This window comes from Agaribacillus sp. DX54, assembly GCF_056858335.1.
In genome coordinates this window covers 294,091-309,388 of the sequence record NZ_JBXEQE010000001.1, presented here as the reverse complement: position 1 = coordinate 309,388, position 15,298 = coordinate 294,091, and the positions used below count along the sequence as shown (strand labels likewise).

The 15,298-nt window shown below is 42.5% G+C and carries 13 protein-coding genes; 8 read left to right on the top strand and 5 right to left on the bottom strand.

Annotated elements, in window-relative coordinates; all coding sequences use genetic code 11:
- Positions 1 to 126: 126 nt before the first annotated feature.
- The gene (locus AC04NP_RS01250; RefSeq protein ID WP_482857479.1) at positions 127 to 1,191 is read left to right on the top strand and encodes a LacI family DNA-binding transcriptional regulator; all 1,065 of its coding nucleotides are present in this window, start codon (positions 127 to 129) and stop codon (positions 1,189 to 1,191) included.
- Here the strand turns inward: AC04NP_RS01250 and uxuA are convergent.
- Positions 1,183 to 2,376 carry a mannonate dehydratase gene (gene uxuA / locus AC04NP_RS01245; RefSeq protein ID WP_482857478.1) on the bottom strand — a complete coding sequence of 398 codons (1,194 nt, stop codon included), beginning with the start codon at positions 2,374 to 2,376 and terminating at the stop codon, positions 1,183 to 1,185. The two genes, AC04NP_RS01250 and uxuA, sit on opposite strands and share 9 nt — an antisense overlap.
- Before the next feature lie 28 nt (positions 2,377 to 2,404).
- Between uxuA and AC04NP_RS01240 the strand changes: the two genes are divergently transcribed.
- On the top strand, positions 2,405 to 3,589 hold the full coding sequence (locus AC04NP_RS01240; protein WP_482857477.1) for a lactonase family protein: 1,185 nt from the start codon (positions 2,405 to 2,407) through the stop codon (positions 3,587 to 3,589).
- Between the two features lie 42 nt (positions 3,590 to 3,631).
- Here AC04NP_RS01240 and AC04NP_RS01235 read toward each other — a convergent pair whose 3' ends face one another.
- The 4 genes from AC04NP_RS01235 to lpxK are packed head-to-tail and all read right to left on the bottom strand — an operon-like array spanning position 3,632 to position 7,741.
- Entirely contained in the window at positions 3,632 to 4,174 is a 543-nt protein-coding gene (locus AC04NP_RS01235; protein ID WP_482857476.1) for an LOG family protein, read from the bottom strand.
- A 47-nt stretch (positions 4,175 to 4,221) separates the two neighbouring features.
- On the bottom strand, positions 4,222 to 4,815 hold the full coding sequence (locus AC04NP_RS01230; protein WP_482857475.1) for a MiaE family protein: 594 nt from the start codon (positions 4,813 to 4,815) through the stop codon (positions 4,222 to 4,224).
- Positions 4,816 to 4,818: 3 nt separating this feature from the next.
- Positions 4,819 to 6,657 carry a putative porin gene (locus AC04NP_RS01225; protein WP_482857474.1) on the bottom strand — a complete coding sequence of 613 codons (1,839 nt, stop codon included), beginning with the start codon at positions 6,655 to 6,657 and terminating at the stop codon, positions 4,819 to 4,821.
- 31 nt (positions 6,658 to 6,688) lie between these two features.
- Positions 6,689 to 7,741: a tetraacyldisaccharide 4'-kinase gene (gene lpxK, locus AC04NP_RS01220; RefSeq protein WP_482857473.1), complete on the bottom strand. Its 1,053-nt coding sequence runs from the start codon at positions 7,739 to 7,741 to the stop codon at positions 6,689 to 6,691.
- 69 nt (positions 7,742 to 7,810) lie between these two features.
- On the opposite strand from lpxK, the gene AC04NP_RS01215 reads away from it, so the two are divergent.
- From AC04NP_RS01215 to AC04NP_RS01190, 6 genes are all read left to right on the top strand, one after another.
- A complete protein-coding gene (locus AC04NP_RS01215) occupies positions 7,811 to 8,908 on the top strand; it encodes a Nif3-like dinuclear metal center hexameric protein (protein WP_482857472.1) in 1,098 nt (365 codons plus the stop codon).
- Between the two features lie 4 nt (positions 8,909 to 8,912).
- The gene (locus tag AC04NP_RS01210) at positions 8,913 to 9,683 is read left to right on the top strand and encodes a zinc ribbon domain-containing protein (protein WP_482857471.1); all 771 of its coding nucleotides are present in this window, start codon (positions 8,913 to 8,915) and stop codon (positions 9,681 to 9,683) included.
- 59 nt (positions 9,684 to 9,742) lie between these two features.
- Entirely contained in the window at positions 9,743 to 11,221 is a 1,479-nt protein-coding gene (locus tag AC04NP_RS01205; RefSeq protein ID WP_482857470.1) for a tetratricopeptide repeat protein, read from the top strand.
- Between the two features lie 636 nt (positions 11,222 to 11,857).
- Positions 11,858 to 12,724, top strand: a complete 867-nt coding sequence (locus AC04NP_RS01200) for a sigma-70 family RNA polymerase sigma factor (RefSeq protein ID WP_482857469.1) — start codon at positions 11,858 to 11,860, stop codon at positions 12,722 to 12,724.
- A gap of 224 nt (positions 12,725 to 12,948) precedes the next feature.
- Positions 12,949 to 14,097: a Gfo/Idh/MocA family protein gene (locus AC04NP_RS01195; protein ID WP_482857744.1), complete on the top strand. Its 1,149-nt coding sequence runs from the start codon at positions 12,949 to 12,951 to the stop codon at positions 14,095 to 14,097.
- A gap of 44 nt (positions 14,098 to 14,141) precedes the next feature.
- Positions 14,142 to 15,197, top strand: a complete 1,056-nt coding sequence (locus AC04NP_RS01190) for a sugar phosphate isomerase/epimerase family protein (protein WP_482857468.1) — start codon at positions 14,142 to 14,144, stop codon at positions 15,195 to 15,197.
- The last annotated feature ends 101 nt before the right edge of the window (positions 15,198 to 15,298 follow it).

The window sequence follows — 15,298 nt, the reverse complement described above, 5'->3', positions numbered from 1 at the left end:
GGAAATATAACAATTTATTATGAAATACACAATCGATTGTGTTAATTTTAATCTTCCGGAGGTTTTTCATTTTTATAACAGAAAAGATAACTTCCGAATAGTTTTAATTGCTGGCAGGCCCAAACCATGAAAAAAAAGAAAAAAGAAGTAACCATATACGACATCGCTGAAGAATTAAACGTTTCAGCGACTACCGTTTCGCGTGCTTTAAACGATCATTTCAGCATCGGCAAGAAAACCACCCAGGCTGTTAAAAAGCTGGCCAAAGAAATGGGTTACCGCCCCAATATCATTGCCTCGGGCTTGAGAAAGAATAAGACCAACGCCATTGGGGTCATCGTATCCTGGATAAACCGTCCTTTTATTTCATCGCTTATCAGCGGTATCGAAGACGTGGCCGACAAGGCCGGATACAATGTAATCATTTCTCAATCCAACGACTCTTTCGAAAAGGAGATTACCAAAGCCCAGACACTGTACGCCAGCCGGGTGGAAGGGCTGATCGTTTCGCTGGCAATGGATACTAAGCGCTACAACCATTTTTATCCCTATCGACAAAATAACATTCCTATCGTGTTTGTAGACAGGGTTAGTTTCGAAATGGAGACTGACAAGGTGATTATCAATAATTTTGATGCTGCATTCACTGCCACCGAACACCTGATCGAAATGGGGTGCAAACGCATTGCCCATTTCGCCGGAGCGCAGCACAGAAATATTTATAAAGAAAGGCAAGACGGTTACATCCATGCGCTTAAAAAGCATAATTTGCCCGTTGATGAGCAACTTATACTGCATAGCAACCTGAGCATGGAAGAAGGATGGAAAGGTACCCGGCGCTTACTCAGCCTTTCCCACCCGCCGGATGCCATTTTTTCAGCCAACGATTCGGCTGCGGTCAGTGCCATTCAGTGTGCCAAAGAGATGGGCATCAGGATACCCGAAGAATTGGCTGTGGCTGGTTTCAATAATGACCGGATTTCGTCTATTGTCGAACCTCCACTGACTACCATCAATCACCCAGCCATAGATATGGGAAAAATTGCGGCCCAACAGGTTTTAAAACAGAAAAAAAACAGGGAGATGGTGGAATCCGAGACGGTTGTACTTAAGACGGAACTGATCATACGCCAGTCGTCCATGCGCAACCGGTTGGCCAAAGGCCCTGCCTCGGATTCAGAATCATTCTGAGGAGGCCCGGTTGATGGCCAGCTCCAGCCCGCGCAACTCAGCCAACCCTCTTAACCGGCCAACGGCAGAATAACCGGGGTAGTATTTTTTTCCTGCGTCAAAAGTGAGTTGGTGACCATGATCAGGTCTCATAGGGATCGTAACATTGCCTCTGGCAGGGTTTTCCGCCCTTTTCCCGAGCTCTGCTATCACCGCCTGCATTACTTCGAACATATCCACGCTCCCATCGAGATGATCGGCCTCATAAAAGCTGCCATCTCCGGTACGCCGCACATTCCTGAGATGAAAAAAATGAATGCGTGATCCCAGCCGCCTGATCATACCCGGCAAATCATTTTCAGCCCTCGCACCCAATGAACCGGTACAAAAAGTGATGCCATTACAAGGTGAGTCCACTGCATGGAGCAGGTCATTTAAATCCTGCTCCGTACTCACTACCCGGGGCAATCCAAGTATCGGAAATGGGGGGTCGTCGGGATGAATGCACATATTAATGCCGGTCTCCTCAGCAACCGGTATTATTTTTTGCAGAAAGTAAAAAAGGTTTTCTTTCAACTGTCCGGCATCAATATATTGGTAGGTCTGCAGGTGTTGGCGAAACTCAGAAAGCGTAAATACCTCATCTGTTCCCGGCAAACCGGCCATGATGGTTTGCTGAAGCCTGTCTTTTTCCGAAGGGGACAGGGAACTGATAAAGGCTTTTGCCGCCCTTTTCTGTTTCTCTGTGTAATCATCTGCCGCTTCGGGCCTTTGCAATATGAACAAATCGAACCCTGCCAATGCCAATGCATTGTAATGCAAAGCATAGGAACCGTCTGCCACCCTGTAATTTAAATTTGTACGTGTCCAGTCAAGTACAGGCATAAAATTGTAGCACACTGTGTTAACCCCATGGGCAGCAAGATTCCGGAGGGTTTGCTGGTAATTGGCAATAAAGACATCGCGTTGTGAAGAGGCCGTTTTGATACTTTCATGCACATTTACGCTTTCAACTACTTGCCAGGTGAGGTTTGCCGCCTCTATTTGCCGCCTGAGATGGCTTATGGCTTCAACCGGCCATACATCGCCGCAGGGAATATGGTAGAGGGCGGTAACAACACCCGCGGCGCCGGTTTGGTTTATTTCGGATAATCCGGTAGGATCTTCTGGGCCAAACCAGCGCCAGTTTTGTGATAAATAAGACATTATTGCATAATAATCGGTTAAACTTTGGGTGAAAATAGAAAATCATGCAAAGAAATCCGGTAAATTAGGACTTCTTTTCCTGACTGCCGGAAATATTAGTTTTGGAATCATGAAATCTATACTTTTCTTTTTATCGTTTTTATTGATTGGGAGCAGCAACCTGATGGGTCAATCATCACAATTTATGTTTGTTTCTTCGGGCACAGCCGATAATCATGCCGGAATATTTGTCTATGACTTAAACCTCGAAGATGAGGCAATTGCTCTCAAACATAAAATCAGGGACGTTAGCACGTCTTCTTACCTTACTATTCATCCTAAAAAGCCGTATTTATACTCAGTGGCTGGCAACAAGGTATCCGCATTTACCATTGATAAAGACAATGGCAGCCTTTCGTTAATTAATGAGCAATCCTCGGAAGGTAAAGGCGCTTGTTATGTGTCCATAGACAAAACCGGTAAATGGGCTTTCGTAGCAAATTATTCCGGGGGTAACATATCCCTTTTCCCGGTTGGGAAAGATGGGCAAGTGCTCAAAGCGCAGCAGGTAATCAACCACGAGGGCTCATCTGTAAATCCCGAAAGGCAAAAGGCCCCTCATCCACATCTGATTACAGCCAGTCCAAACAATAAATTTGTCCTGGTCCCTGACCTGGGCGCGGACAAAATATTCATTTATAAATTTGATGATAAAAAAGGATCCCTGAAACCCAATGATTTTCCTTTTGTCAAGGCACATCCCGGGGCAGGTCCGAGGCACCTGGCCTTCCACCCCCGAAAAAACTTTTGTTATGTAATTAACGAATTAAACGCCACAGTAACAGCCTATAAATGGGATCCTTCCAATGGGGTACTTACAGAAATACAAACCTTGGGCACCCTGCCCGAAAGTTTTCAGGAATTCAATAAGTCTGCCGATATCCATCTCACCCAAAATGGCAGGTATCTCTATGCCACCAACCGGGGACACAACAGCTTTGCATCATTCGAAGTACAGGCGGACGGGAGTTTACAGGCTGCCGGGCATTTTCCGTCAGGGGGTGATTTCCCCAGGAACTTCTTTGTTTTATCTGATGACCAGCTTGTTGCTGCAAACAGGCACACAGGTAACATCGTGTTGTTTGATATCAACCGGGAGACAGGCGCTTTGTCGCTGAAAAGAAAAACAGGTGATATTCCCAGTGCACAGTGTATCAAGGTTTGGAAAAAATAGTCTTGAAGTAGTTTTTTGGAATTCGCAGATTGGCGGGATGCATCACTGGTTTAGAAATGCCGCCACTTCAGAGGTTTGATTGAATACCTGTATTTTTTCAAGCAGGCCCTTTTCTACGAAACCCTCCTCAACCGAATGCTCGAAATGCCTGATCAGCCAATCAAAATAGCCCCCACTGTTAAGAAAAGCAACCGGTTTTTTATGGAGACCAATCTGAAACCAGGTAAAAATCTCACAAAATTCATCTAACGTCCCAAACCCTCCGGGCAAGGCCAGGAATGCATCTGACCACTCGTACATGAGTTCCTTCCTTTCATGCATGGAGTTGACCACCTTCAATACGTTCAACCCAAAATGTGCGACTTCCTTATTCACCAGGGAACCCGGAATAACACCAATAACCTCGCCGCCGTTTGTGATAACACTATCGGCCAGACTGCCCATTAACCCTACCTTGCCACCGCCATATACCAGTTTTATGTCATTTTCGGCCAATATTTCCCCTATTTTCACAGCCTCCTCATGGTATTTTCCATTATGGCCCAACCGGGAGCCGCAAAAAATACAGAGCGATTTGATTTCCATGGATCTATTGATTTTGTTCGATCATTTTTATGGCTAAAAACAACGTTTTAGTGCATTCTGTCATGCCTGACTTTAAGGCCTTTCAATATTTCCGCTTCGATTTGAAGAAATTCATTCCAACGATCCTGCACTTTATCAGGATCCATATACTGCCTGGCCAGTTGAAGAAAATTTTTGTAGTGACCCGCTTCAGACACCATCAACTCATAATAAAATTGCTGTAATTCTTTATCGGGAATTTTCTTCCATAAAATTTTAAACCGCTCACAGCTCCTTGCTTCGATCAGGGCGTTAACCAACAGTTTTTCCACTAGCTGCTGTTCCCGGCTACCGCCTTTTTTGATATGTTTGTTCAAAGCGATTACGTATTCATCTTTCCGCTGTTTTCCCAGCTTATAGCCACGTTTTTGCAATTGCTCCAACACCCGCTCAAAATGGCTCCATTCCTCGGCCACCACAGGTGTCAGCATCTCAACCAATAGCTCCTTGTCGGGATACTGGACTATCAGAGAAATACAGGAAGAAGCAGCCTTTTGCTCACAATAAGCATGATCAATCAGAATTTCATCGATATTTTTTTCCGCGATATTAACCCACCTCGGATCGGTAGGCAATCTTAAACCAAGTAAATTCTTTTCCATTTTTTAATCAAAAAACATCCAGTTAACTCCAAAGTCAAAGATACGTCTTTGTCCGGTATAATAAGGTGTGGTAAAGTACCCTTCGGCTTCCAGGTTTTGTAACACATTGGTCATCTTAAAAAACCACCTTATTCTTTTGACTTTGAAACTAACAAATAAATCCGCCAAAAGATAGGACGGAATTTCAAAATCGTTTTGTAAAAAGAATTGTTGTGTGATTGGATCATAATTCATGGCAAAGTAAGCCGATCGCCAATGCATATCAAAACCCACCTGTGCCCACATTACTTCGTTAAATAATAAATTTTCATAATACAATTTCCCACTGGCATGGATTTCAGGTATACGCATTTTATCCGCATCCGACCCCCCAAGCCTGGTATAGGTGAACTGGCTGTCAAAGTTAAGATTTCTGAAGAACCTGATATTAAAATCAACGCCCGGGGAAAAAATAGTAATCCTCCCGATGGCCTGCGCCGGGCGCTTGTCCGTGTTAAAATAAATATAATCATTAATGGTGGTAAACGAGGCTTTGGGTTTGAGCCTGAGTTTGCCAAGTTTAACATTCAGTTCGCCGGTCAGCGTCTCTGAATTCACTGATGAAAAATTGTTGTACCATTCATAATGATTACCGAAATAGCTATCCACTAAAAATGAAGGTGCGTATTGGGTATTGTCGAATCCCAGTTTGAGCCACTTGCTATGGAATGTCGCAGCAATTTTATAGTTTCCATCGGTGAGGTATTCTCCTTCAAAATTGACTTTGGCACTATCACTCATCCGATAGTTCAGAAAGGCTCCGGCATAATTCTCATGTTCCGTCCCCGGATTTGGCAGGTATTTAGGTTGAAAATTCAGCGTCCGTCTTTTTACGTAAAAACCGTAAAACAGATTTTCATAGTTGCCTTTTACACCCAATTCATTTTCAAAAGTTTTCAGTTCCGAGCGGTCAAATGTTTCAGCGGTTGAAATAAGAAAATCGTCAAAAAATGCCGCATCGGCACTGAGGTTTTCATTTTCAAACTTATTTAACTCTTTGGTATGATTCGAAATATGATAAACCTGAAATAATTTAGTGAGCTGAAAATGATGGTATACGTGATAATTTATCATCAACTCACTGCTTTCGGCATTCAACAACCAGATCTTGGCGTCGTCATTGTATCCGAACAGGTTGGAAGTAGGATCTATCTCAGGTGGTATAATGCCCCCCGATTCAATTACCCGGTGCCGTAATCTTGAAAAATTGGCTAACACCTGGTAACGGTCGTCAGGCGTTTTAAAGGAGGTATAAAAATCATACGCCCAGGATATGGTATTTCTATCACCGTCCCCTGAAGAGTTTACCTGCTTATCGGCATTGATGGTAGTTACGTCAAATCCGACATTCCATAACGGATTGATGTTTCTGCTAAACCGGACATCCACTACCGCTCTCCCTTCACCTCCAAAAACAGATGTAACAGAGGAATAAGGCGATTTTGTATTAAAATAGCGTATCTCGTCAGGAAACTTGAAATAATGATCGTAGCTTGAAAAACCAGAAGTTTTACCAATGATTTTTGGGGGTTCATAAAAAATCGGCCACAATGCCGTACCCAGATTTCCTAAATTCTGAAAACGAAAATTGCTGAGCGAAACCTGATCGAATCGCTGAAAATTATCAGGAAGTGTATCCAGAAATTGCCCGGTAGTGTCGCCATACTTGATTTGCTTTTCAGTAAAAAAACTGGTGGTAAAGGGACCATATGGCGATTCCCTGCTCAATGAATCAATATCAATCTGAGCTTTTGTAAAGTAACTCCCCAGCAATAATGGAATAAGTACTAAGGCTTTTTTCAACAAAATATTTCTATAAACATAATAATCACGCTCACACATCAATCTGTAAAGCTTTTTGCACCTCCGCATCAAAAATATGGCCATTTTTTAAAAAATAGCATTCAATCGGTAAATAAAAAACGGGAACCTGCCTGATTTCCTGTCTGACGGATTCGGATAATAGTCTTACCCGGTCTTTTTCAGTGGTCAGCATAACCATATTTTCATTGCTAAATTGTTTGTAATGAGCAATCATCTCTTTTAAGTCATTCTTTCGGTAACTGTGATGGTCTTTAAATCTTTTATGAAACAAAAGATTATATTTCCGGCGAATGTATTGCACCAAGGGTCGGGGATGCGCTATTCCGGTGAACAAATACACATGATCGGCAAAGGGGAACCTGGCATCATCCAGTACCGGCTTGGGTTCAAGATACTTTACAGCCGTAAAAAAAACCGGGATTTCAGGTTTTGCATAGGGCTGAATTTTCACGGTTATTTTTTCCATTTCCTCCTCGCTTAAGGCTTCGGGACACTTGGTCACCACAATGATATCAGCTCTTTTTGCACCACTGCGCGGCTCCCTCAATCTGCCGGATGGCAATACCCAGTCTCTGTAAAATGGTTTTTTGCAGGCTGTTAACAAAATGTTAAGGCTTGGTTGTACTGTTCTGTGCTGGTAGGCATCATCCAGCAGTATCACCTGATTGGCGGGATATTTAAATAGTATTTCAGGAATAGCCAGGGCCCTTTCCTCGCCAACAGTCACGTTGACATGGCCTCCGTATTTCAGGTAAAACTGAAAAGGCTCATCCCCGATGCTGTCAGCATTATCCCCTTCCGAAGCTATTTTAAATCCTTTTGATTTTCTTCCATAACCACGGCTTAAGGTAGAAAGCCGCAGGCGCCCGCCCAGCAACCTGATCAGGTATTCAATCATAGGGCTTTTTCCAGTACCACCGACCGACAAATTACCCACCGCAATAACCGGATGATCAAAACGAAAGGATTTTTTGTATCCGATATCAAACAGGTGATTCCTAAACCACATTAACCCACCATAAATCAAGGCAAAAGGAGACAGTAATAATGCTAACAGGTGCATGAATTGAGCGGTTTAAGAAATAAAAATTATAAATTAGCATAAAGATGCAGGGCGCAAATTTCGTGAAATATGACTAAAATAAAAGACATAATCAATTATTTGGAAACCATAGCACCCCTGGGGTACCAGGAAAACTACGACAACGCCGGATTGATTACCGGGCGGAAAGATGAAAATGTTACCGGTATTCTGATTTGCCTGGATGCTCTGGAGGGGGTAATAGAAGAAGCCATACAAAAAAAGTGCAACCTTGTGATCGCCCACCACCCGATTATTTTTAAAGGGCTCAAAAAAATCAACGGTAAAAACTATGTTGAAAGAACCATCATCAAGGCCATCAAGCATGACATCGCCATTTACGCGTCACATACCAACCTGGACCATGTGCATGTGGGGGTGAACCGCAAAATTGCAGAAAAAATTGGCTTAATTGATTGGAAGATATTGGCGCCGAGGGCTGACACCTTGCGAAAGCTGGTCACTTTCGTTCCGGAGGCTAATTCAAAAGAAGTATTGGCTGCATTGAATCAGGCTGGTGCAGGCCAGATAGGCAACTATAAAAACTGTAGTTTCAGGGTAACAGGTACCGGTACTTTTGAACCTAACGAAGCTGCCAACCCGCATATTGGCGCGCGCAATCAACCGGAAGAGGTCGCCGAAAACCGGATAGAGATGATTTTTCCCGCAGTGAAGGGCCCTGAGGTGATGCAGGCTTTGAAAAATTCCCACCCCTATGAGGAAGTCGGCTATTACCTGCAAAATGTTGAAAACCAAAACCAGGAAGTCGGTGCAGGCATGATTGGCAGATTGGAAAAGCCCATGGAGGTCAAAAAATTCATGACCCATGTCAAAGAGCGTATGCAACTTTCCTGCATCAGGCATACCCGCATTGTCAACCAAAAGATAGGCAAGGTGGCGGTATGTGGTGGCTCCGGAAGTTTTCTTTTGCCCAAAGCCCTGCGGCAGGGGGCTGACGCCTATATTTCTGCCGATTTTAAATATCATGAATTTTTTGACGCAGAGGATAAATTGATCATTATGGATATCGGACACTACGAAAGTGAAGTTTTCACAAAAGAACTTATTTATGAGATTATAAGTAAAAAATTTACTAATATTGCAGTCGATTTTACAGAACAAATAACAAATCCGATTAGTTATTACTGACAATATGGACAATACGGTAGAAAAGAAACTATCATCACTTCTTAAACTTCAGCAAATAGATTCAAAATTAGACGAAATAAAAAAGGTCAGGGGGGCACTTCCCGAAGAAGTCGGTGATTTAGAGGACGAAGTAGAAGGATACGATACCAGGTTGCGGAAATTCAGCCAGGATTTAGAAAACCTGGAGAATGAGATCGAAAAAAACAAAAATGCCATAAAAGACTCAGAAAGGCTCATTCAAAAGTACAGTGAGCAACAGATGAATGTAAGAAACAACCGGGAATACGACGCTATTACCAAAGAAACCGAATTACAAACCCTGGAAATTCAAATCTCCGAAAAAAGGATCAAAGAATCATACGCTAAAATTGAAGATAAAAACCAGGAAATCGACGCTACTAAAGCGCTGATTGAGGAAAGGAAAAAGGATTTGGATAGTAAACGTCAGGAACTCGAACTGCTTATTTCGGAAAGCGAAGGAGAAGAACAGAAGCTGAGGGATTCGCGGGAGAAAGCCTCCAAAGATGTGGACGAAAGATTACTGAACTCTTACAATAAAATCAGGGACAACGCGCGTAATGGCCTCGCCGTAGTCGCTGTAAAAAGAGGGGCCTGCGGAGGTTGCTTCAACATTGTGCCACCACAGCGGCAGGCAGACATCAGGGAGAAAAAGAAAATTATTGTCTGCGAGCACTGCGGCAGGATTTTAGCCGATGTGGAAACAGAGGGGCTCGTAGAAGAAAAAAAGACAAAAAGATCCCGCAAAGCCAAATAATCAGGGAATAACACTGCGTTAAATTGATTCAAACTTACAGTGATAAAAATTTCAGGAGGGTGAACATATTCGTTCACCTTTTTTTATTCATCTTTGTGGCTGTTCCAGCCCATTGTAAACCTGAAAATCCGGGCGAATCCCTTAGGCTGGCTTATCAGCAGATACTCAACCTCCAGTTAATTAATGGAAAAAATACACTTTTTCAACTGTCTGCCGAAGACAAGGAACAGGCTTTTTTTCACTACCTGGACAATCTTTCCGAAATAATCGAGATATTGTTAAATGAAAATCAAGCCAATTACAAAAAATACAGGGATAACGAAAAAGCCCGGATTCAAAAGCTGGAGGAATTATCTTCAGACGATCCCTATAAATTGTATGTAATAAGTGAAATTAAGTTGCAGTGGGCTTTTGTAAAATTGAAATTCGATGACGCTCTTTCGGCCGGATGGTCTATCAAGCAGGCTTACAGGCTGGCGAGGGAAAACATGGAAAAATTTCCCGGTTTTACCCCAAACTACAAAACCCAGGGTACCTTAAACCTGCTAATCGGTGCTGTTCCCCATAAATATCAATGGCTCCTTGACTTGTTCGGATTAAAAGGAAGTATCGATGAAGGGATACAACTTCTCTCACAGGTTGAAGAAAAAAACAATCTTTTCAGTCTGGAAGCATCCATACTGAAATGTTTGGCCGGTGTTTATATTTTGCAGGATAAAAGCCTGGTACAATCATTTAGTGAAGTCTATGCAACCTTTCCAGATAACCTTTTGGTAAAGTTTGCTTACGCGGCGGTCAGTTTCAAAAGCAATCAAAGCGAAAAAGCCCTGAAGATCATCCGGGAAAGCGAGAAAATGGTACAGGATTATGCCCGTATTCATTATTTCGATTATTTAAAAGCCAAAATATTACTCCAGAAAAAATCCTATACACTGGCAGCTTATTACTTTGACCGGTTCATTTCCGGATATAAGGGTGACAATAACATTAAAGATGCCTGGTTCCAACTGTTTTTGTGCTATTGGCTCAATAACCGGCAGGAAAAAGCCAGGAAAATGTATGAAATTGCCAAGGTCGAGGGTGCCCCTGTTTCAACAGCCGATAAATATGCCGGGAGGCTTCTTAAAAACAATGAGTTCCCACACGTACAGATCATGCAAATCCGTCTCGCTACCGACGGGGGCTATTATGATCTTGCCGAAGCATTGATAAACAGTCTGTCTGCCAGTCGACTCGATACCCATAAAAATAAAACTGAGTTGGTCTACCGGAAAGCCCGGTTGTTACATTTGCAGGGAAAATTACCGGAAGCCAGTCAGCAATACAGGAAAACCATCGGCATGACCCAAAAAGAACCTTGGTATTTTGCACCCAGTGCTGCCCTGCAACTCGGCCACATATACATAAAACAAAAAAATTACGCGTTGGCAGACAAGTATTTTCAAACTGTTTTAAACTTCCGTAATCATCCCTATAAGCAGAGTTTGGACCAACAGGCGAGATCGGCACTCCAAAGACTAAATGGTTTGGGGGATTGACAATGGACAATTTACAATGGATAATTGATAATTGACAATTATTAGAGGTTTTTTATTAAAATTTAATTGTCCATTGTCAACTTTCAATTGTCCATTAAAAAACTTTTTTGTATGAAAGGTTTTGAGGGGATTTTAAGAAAATACGATTTCTCCGAATAGAATAGGTGATTTTCTTAAGTAAACTTGCTTATTTTTTGGGGTTTTGACGTAAAATTAAAATTAAATTTGGCTAAAGGGGATAATTTTCATGCTGTAAATACTGATAATGAACTAGTTATGAAAAATAAATAACCATGAAATGAAACATTTTATTTAAATTTTCATTTATATTATTAGAGAACTTTTGTATCTTTGCGCCCTTATAACGGGTTGTAAATTGTTTGAATTAAAAGGTTAAAATATTTTGTTGGGTCTCAAAGGAACAAAAAAAAATAAAAAATGTTATCACCTTTAGAGGTTTTTTTGCATTTACACAAGTAGATAAGACAAATTAAAATCACGCATTAACAGCATAACCACAAGATAAATTCGTTATATATAGGTTTTACAAGTTTAATTCAATCGACTTAAATCTTGTAAACCATTAAATTGTTAAGATACTATAAGAGTTCCTAAATCATCATAAAAGTTAACTGAATGAGACAATTAAAAATCACACAATCAATTACAAACAGGGACAGCCAGACTTTGGAGAAATACTTCAATGATATTTCTAAAGTGGATCTGTTGACTTTGGAAGAAGAAGTCGATTTGGCAAGGAGGATAAGAGAAGGGGACGAAGTTGCTTTGGAAAAGTTAACTAAAGCGAACCTGCGATTTGTGGTTTCGGTTGCTAAGCAGTACCAAAATAGTAGAATACCATTGAATGATCTTATCAATGAAGGCAATTTAGGTTTGGTTAAAGCTGCAAAAAAGTTCGATGAGACCAGAGGTTTTAAATTTATCTCTTACGCCGTTTGGTGGATCAGACAATCCATCATGCAGGCACTTGCCGACCAGTCAAGACTAGTCAGACTTCCATTAAATAAAATAGGTTCATTATCAAAAATAAATAATGCTGCTGCAATTATAGAGCAGGAATACGAAAGAGAACCTACTGCGGAGGAGTTGGCAGAATTTCTTGACATTACGGTTGACGAAGTAAAAAACACCATGGATTCATCCACCAAGCAAATTTCAGTGGATGCTCCTTTCGTAGAAGGGGAAAGCAATTCATTGCTCGATGTGCTTGAAAATGAAGAGGCCGAGAGTGTAGATGAGGAACTAGCGTACAGAGACTCTCTGAAAGTAGAAATAGAAAGAATTTTAACAATTCTTTCAGAACGCGAAAGAGAAGTTGTCAAGCGCTTTTTTGGGATCGGTTATGAGTCCAAATCATCGTTGGAAGAAATTGGCGATGATCTGGGACTGACCCGTGAGCGTGTACGACAAATTAAGGACAAGGCCATTCGAAAATTAAGTTCGAATTCGAATATTAATCTTTTAATCCCTTATCTGGGATAAAAGTTAAATCATACAGGAATTTTAAGCCCTGACACTCGAGGTCAGGGCTTTTTTTATGCGCGTTCCTAAAACCAGCTTCCCAAACAAGCGTCAAATTTTACGATCACTTGCAGAAAGTTTTGATTATGTTTTCTTAATCAAAAACAAAGGTTAAATTAGGAAGCGGAATTTTTTTACATCTTTTAACTATAATAACAATCATAAATATGTCTGGAAAACTAAAAATGGGAATGGTAGGCGGTGGCGAGGGTTCTTTCATAGGCGCAGTTCATCGAATGGCTGCCAATCTTGACGGCGAAATATCCCTGGTTTGCGGTGCTTTCAGTAGCTCTGCGGAAAAATCCAAAAGGTCTGGCGAAGCTTTATACCTGGAGCCAGGCAGGATATATGGCAGTTATGAGGAAATGATCACGACAGAAAAGACCCTTCCGGAAGAAGAGCGCATGGACTTTGTTTCCATTGTCACACCAAACCACATGCATTTTGGTCCCGCTAAAATGGCCCTTGAAAATGGTTTCCATGTGATCTGTGATAAACCGGTAGCTTTTTCACTAGAGGAAGCCAAAGCACTTAAGGAATTGGTTGACCGGACAGGATTGGTTTTTGCACTCACTCATAATTATACGGGTTACCCCATGGTTAAAGAAGCCCGGGCTATGATTAAGGAGGGAAAGCTGGGCAAAATACGTAAAGTAGTGGCCGAATATCCGCAGGGGTGGTTGTCTACCAAACTTGAAGACACTGACTCCAAACAGGCCGGTTGGCGAACCGACCCTTCCAGATCAGGGATCGCAGGATGTATGGGAGATATTGGAACACATGCCGAAAATCTTGCTGAGTACATCACTGGCCTGAAAATGAAAGCGCTAAGTGCCGATCTTACCATCTTTGTGGATGGCAGGTTGCTGGATGACGATGGTAGTGTCCTGATCCGGTTCGATAATGGTGCAAAGGGTATCCTCTTTGCCAGTCAGATCGCAGCAGGCGAAGAAAATGAGTTAAAAATAAGAGTTTACGGAGAAAAAGGCGGGTTGGAATGGCTGCAGTCCGATCCCAATACCCTGACGCTAAAATGGTTAGACCAACCCCGGCAGGTGCTCAGAACAGGAGGCAACTACACTTACTACTCAGAAGCCGCCCGGAAGGCCAGCAGGCTGCCTTCCGGACATCCTGAAGGTTACCTGGAAGCATTTGCCAACATCTACCTCAACTTTGCCAATGCCGTACGGGCCCACCGGAATAATCAAACCCTGGCAGAGGTTGACCGCGATTTTCCTGCCATTGAAGATGGCTTACGTGGCATGATGTTCATCGAAACCGTAGTAGCATCCAGCAAGCAAAACAGCAAGTGGCTGGAATTTGGGACAGTTTAACCGGATATGGAATATGTTTAAATGATTTAACCTTATACATAAATATGAAAACAATGAAAGGCCCGGCTATTTTTTTAGCCCAGTTTTTAGGTGATGACCCACCTTTTAATAACCTGAAAAATATTTGTGAATGGGCCGCTGGTTTAGGCTTCAAAGGCGTTCAGATCCCTACCTGGGATAGCCGGGTCATCGACCTGCAGCAAGCAGCCGAAAGTAAAACCTATGCGGACGAAATACAGGGAGTCGTAAAGGAAGCCGGTTTAACCATTACTGAATTATCAACCCATCTGCAGGGACAATTGGTGGCTGTACATCCGGCTTACAACGAACTATTCGATGGGTTTGCGCCCAAATCGTTAAGCGGAGATTCAAAAGGAAAAACCGCCTGGGCTGTACAACAACTGAAATATGCCGCTCAGGCCAGCAGTAATTTTGGTCTGAATGCCCATGCCACATTTTCAGGGGCTTTGTTATGGCATACTATGTATCCCTGGCCACAAAGAACCCCTGGCCTTGTAGAAACCGGTTTTAAAGAACTGGCAAAAAGATGGAAGCCTATTCTCGATGAATTTGACAGTCATGGTGTGGACGTCTGCTACGAAATTCATCCCGGTGAAGATTTGCACGACGGTGTGTCATTTGAGCGATTCCTGGAAGCAACCAATCATCACCCCAGGGCCAACCTGCTGTACGACCCCAGCCATTTTGTATTGCAACAACTGGATTACCTCCAATATATCGACCTATACCACGATTACATCAAAATGTTCCACGTTAAAGATGCTGAATTTAACCCTACAGGCAGATCAGGCGTTTATGGAGGCTATCAGGACTGGATAGACCGCCCGGGAAGATTCCGCTCACTGGGAGACGGGCAGGTGGATTTTATGGGTATATTTTCCAAACTGGCCCAATATGACTTTGACGGCTGGGCGGTAATGGAATGGGAATGTTGCCTCAAGCACCCCGAAGATGGCGCCAGGGAAGGGGCCATTTTCATTGAAGAACATATAATTCGCGTGACCGATAAAGCATTCGATGACTTTGCCGGAGCTGGCTCTGATGAAGTCTTAAATAAAAAAATATTAGGCATCGATTAAAGCCACCTGGTTTTATTCGAAAAGTGGGAAGCCCTGGCAGGGTTTCCCTCTTTTTGTTTTTAGACCCGGTATCTAACGATTTCCACCTGAACATTACACAA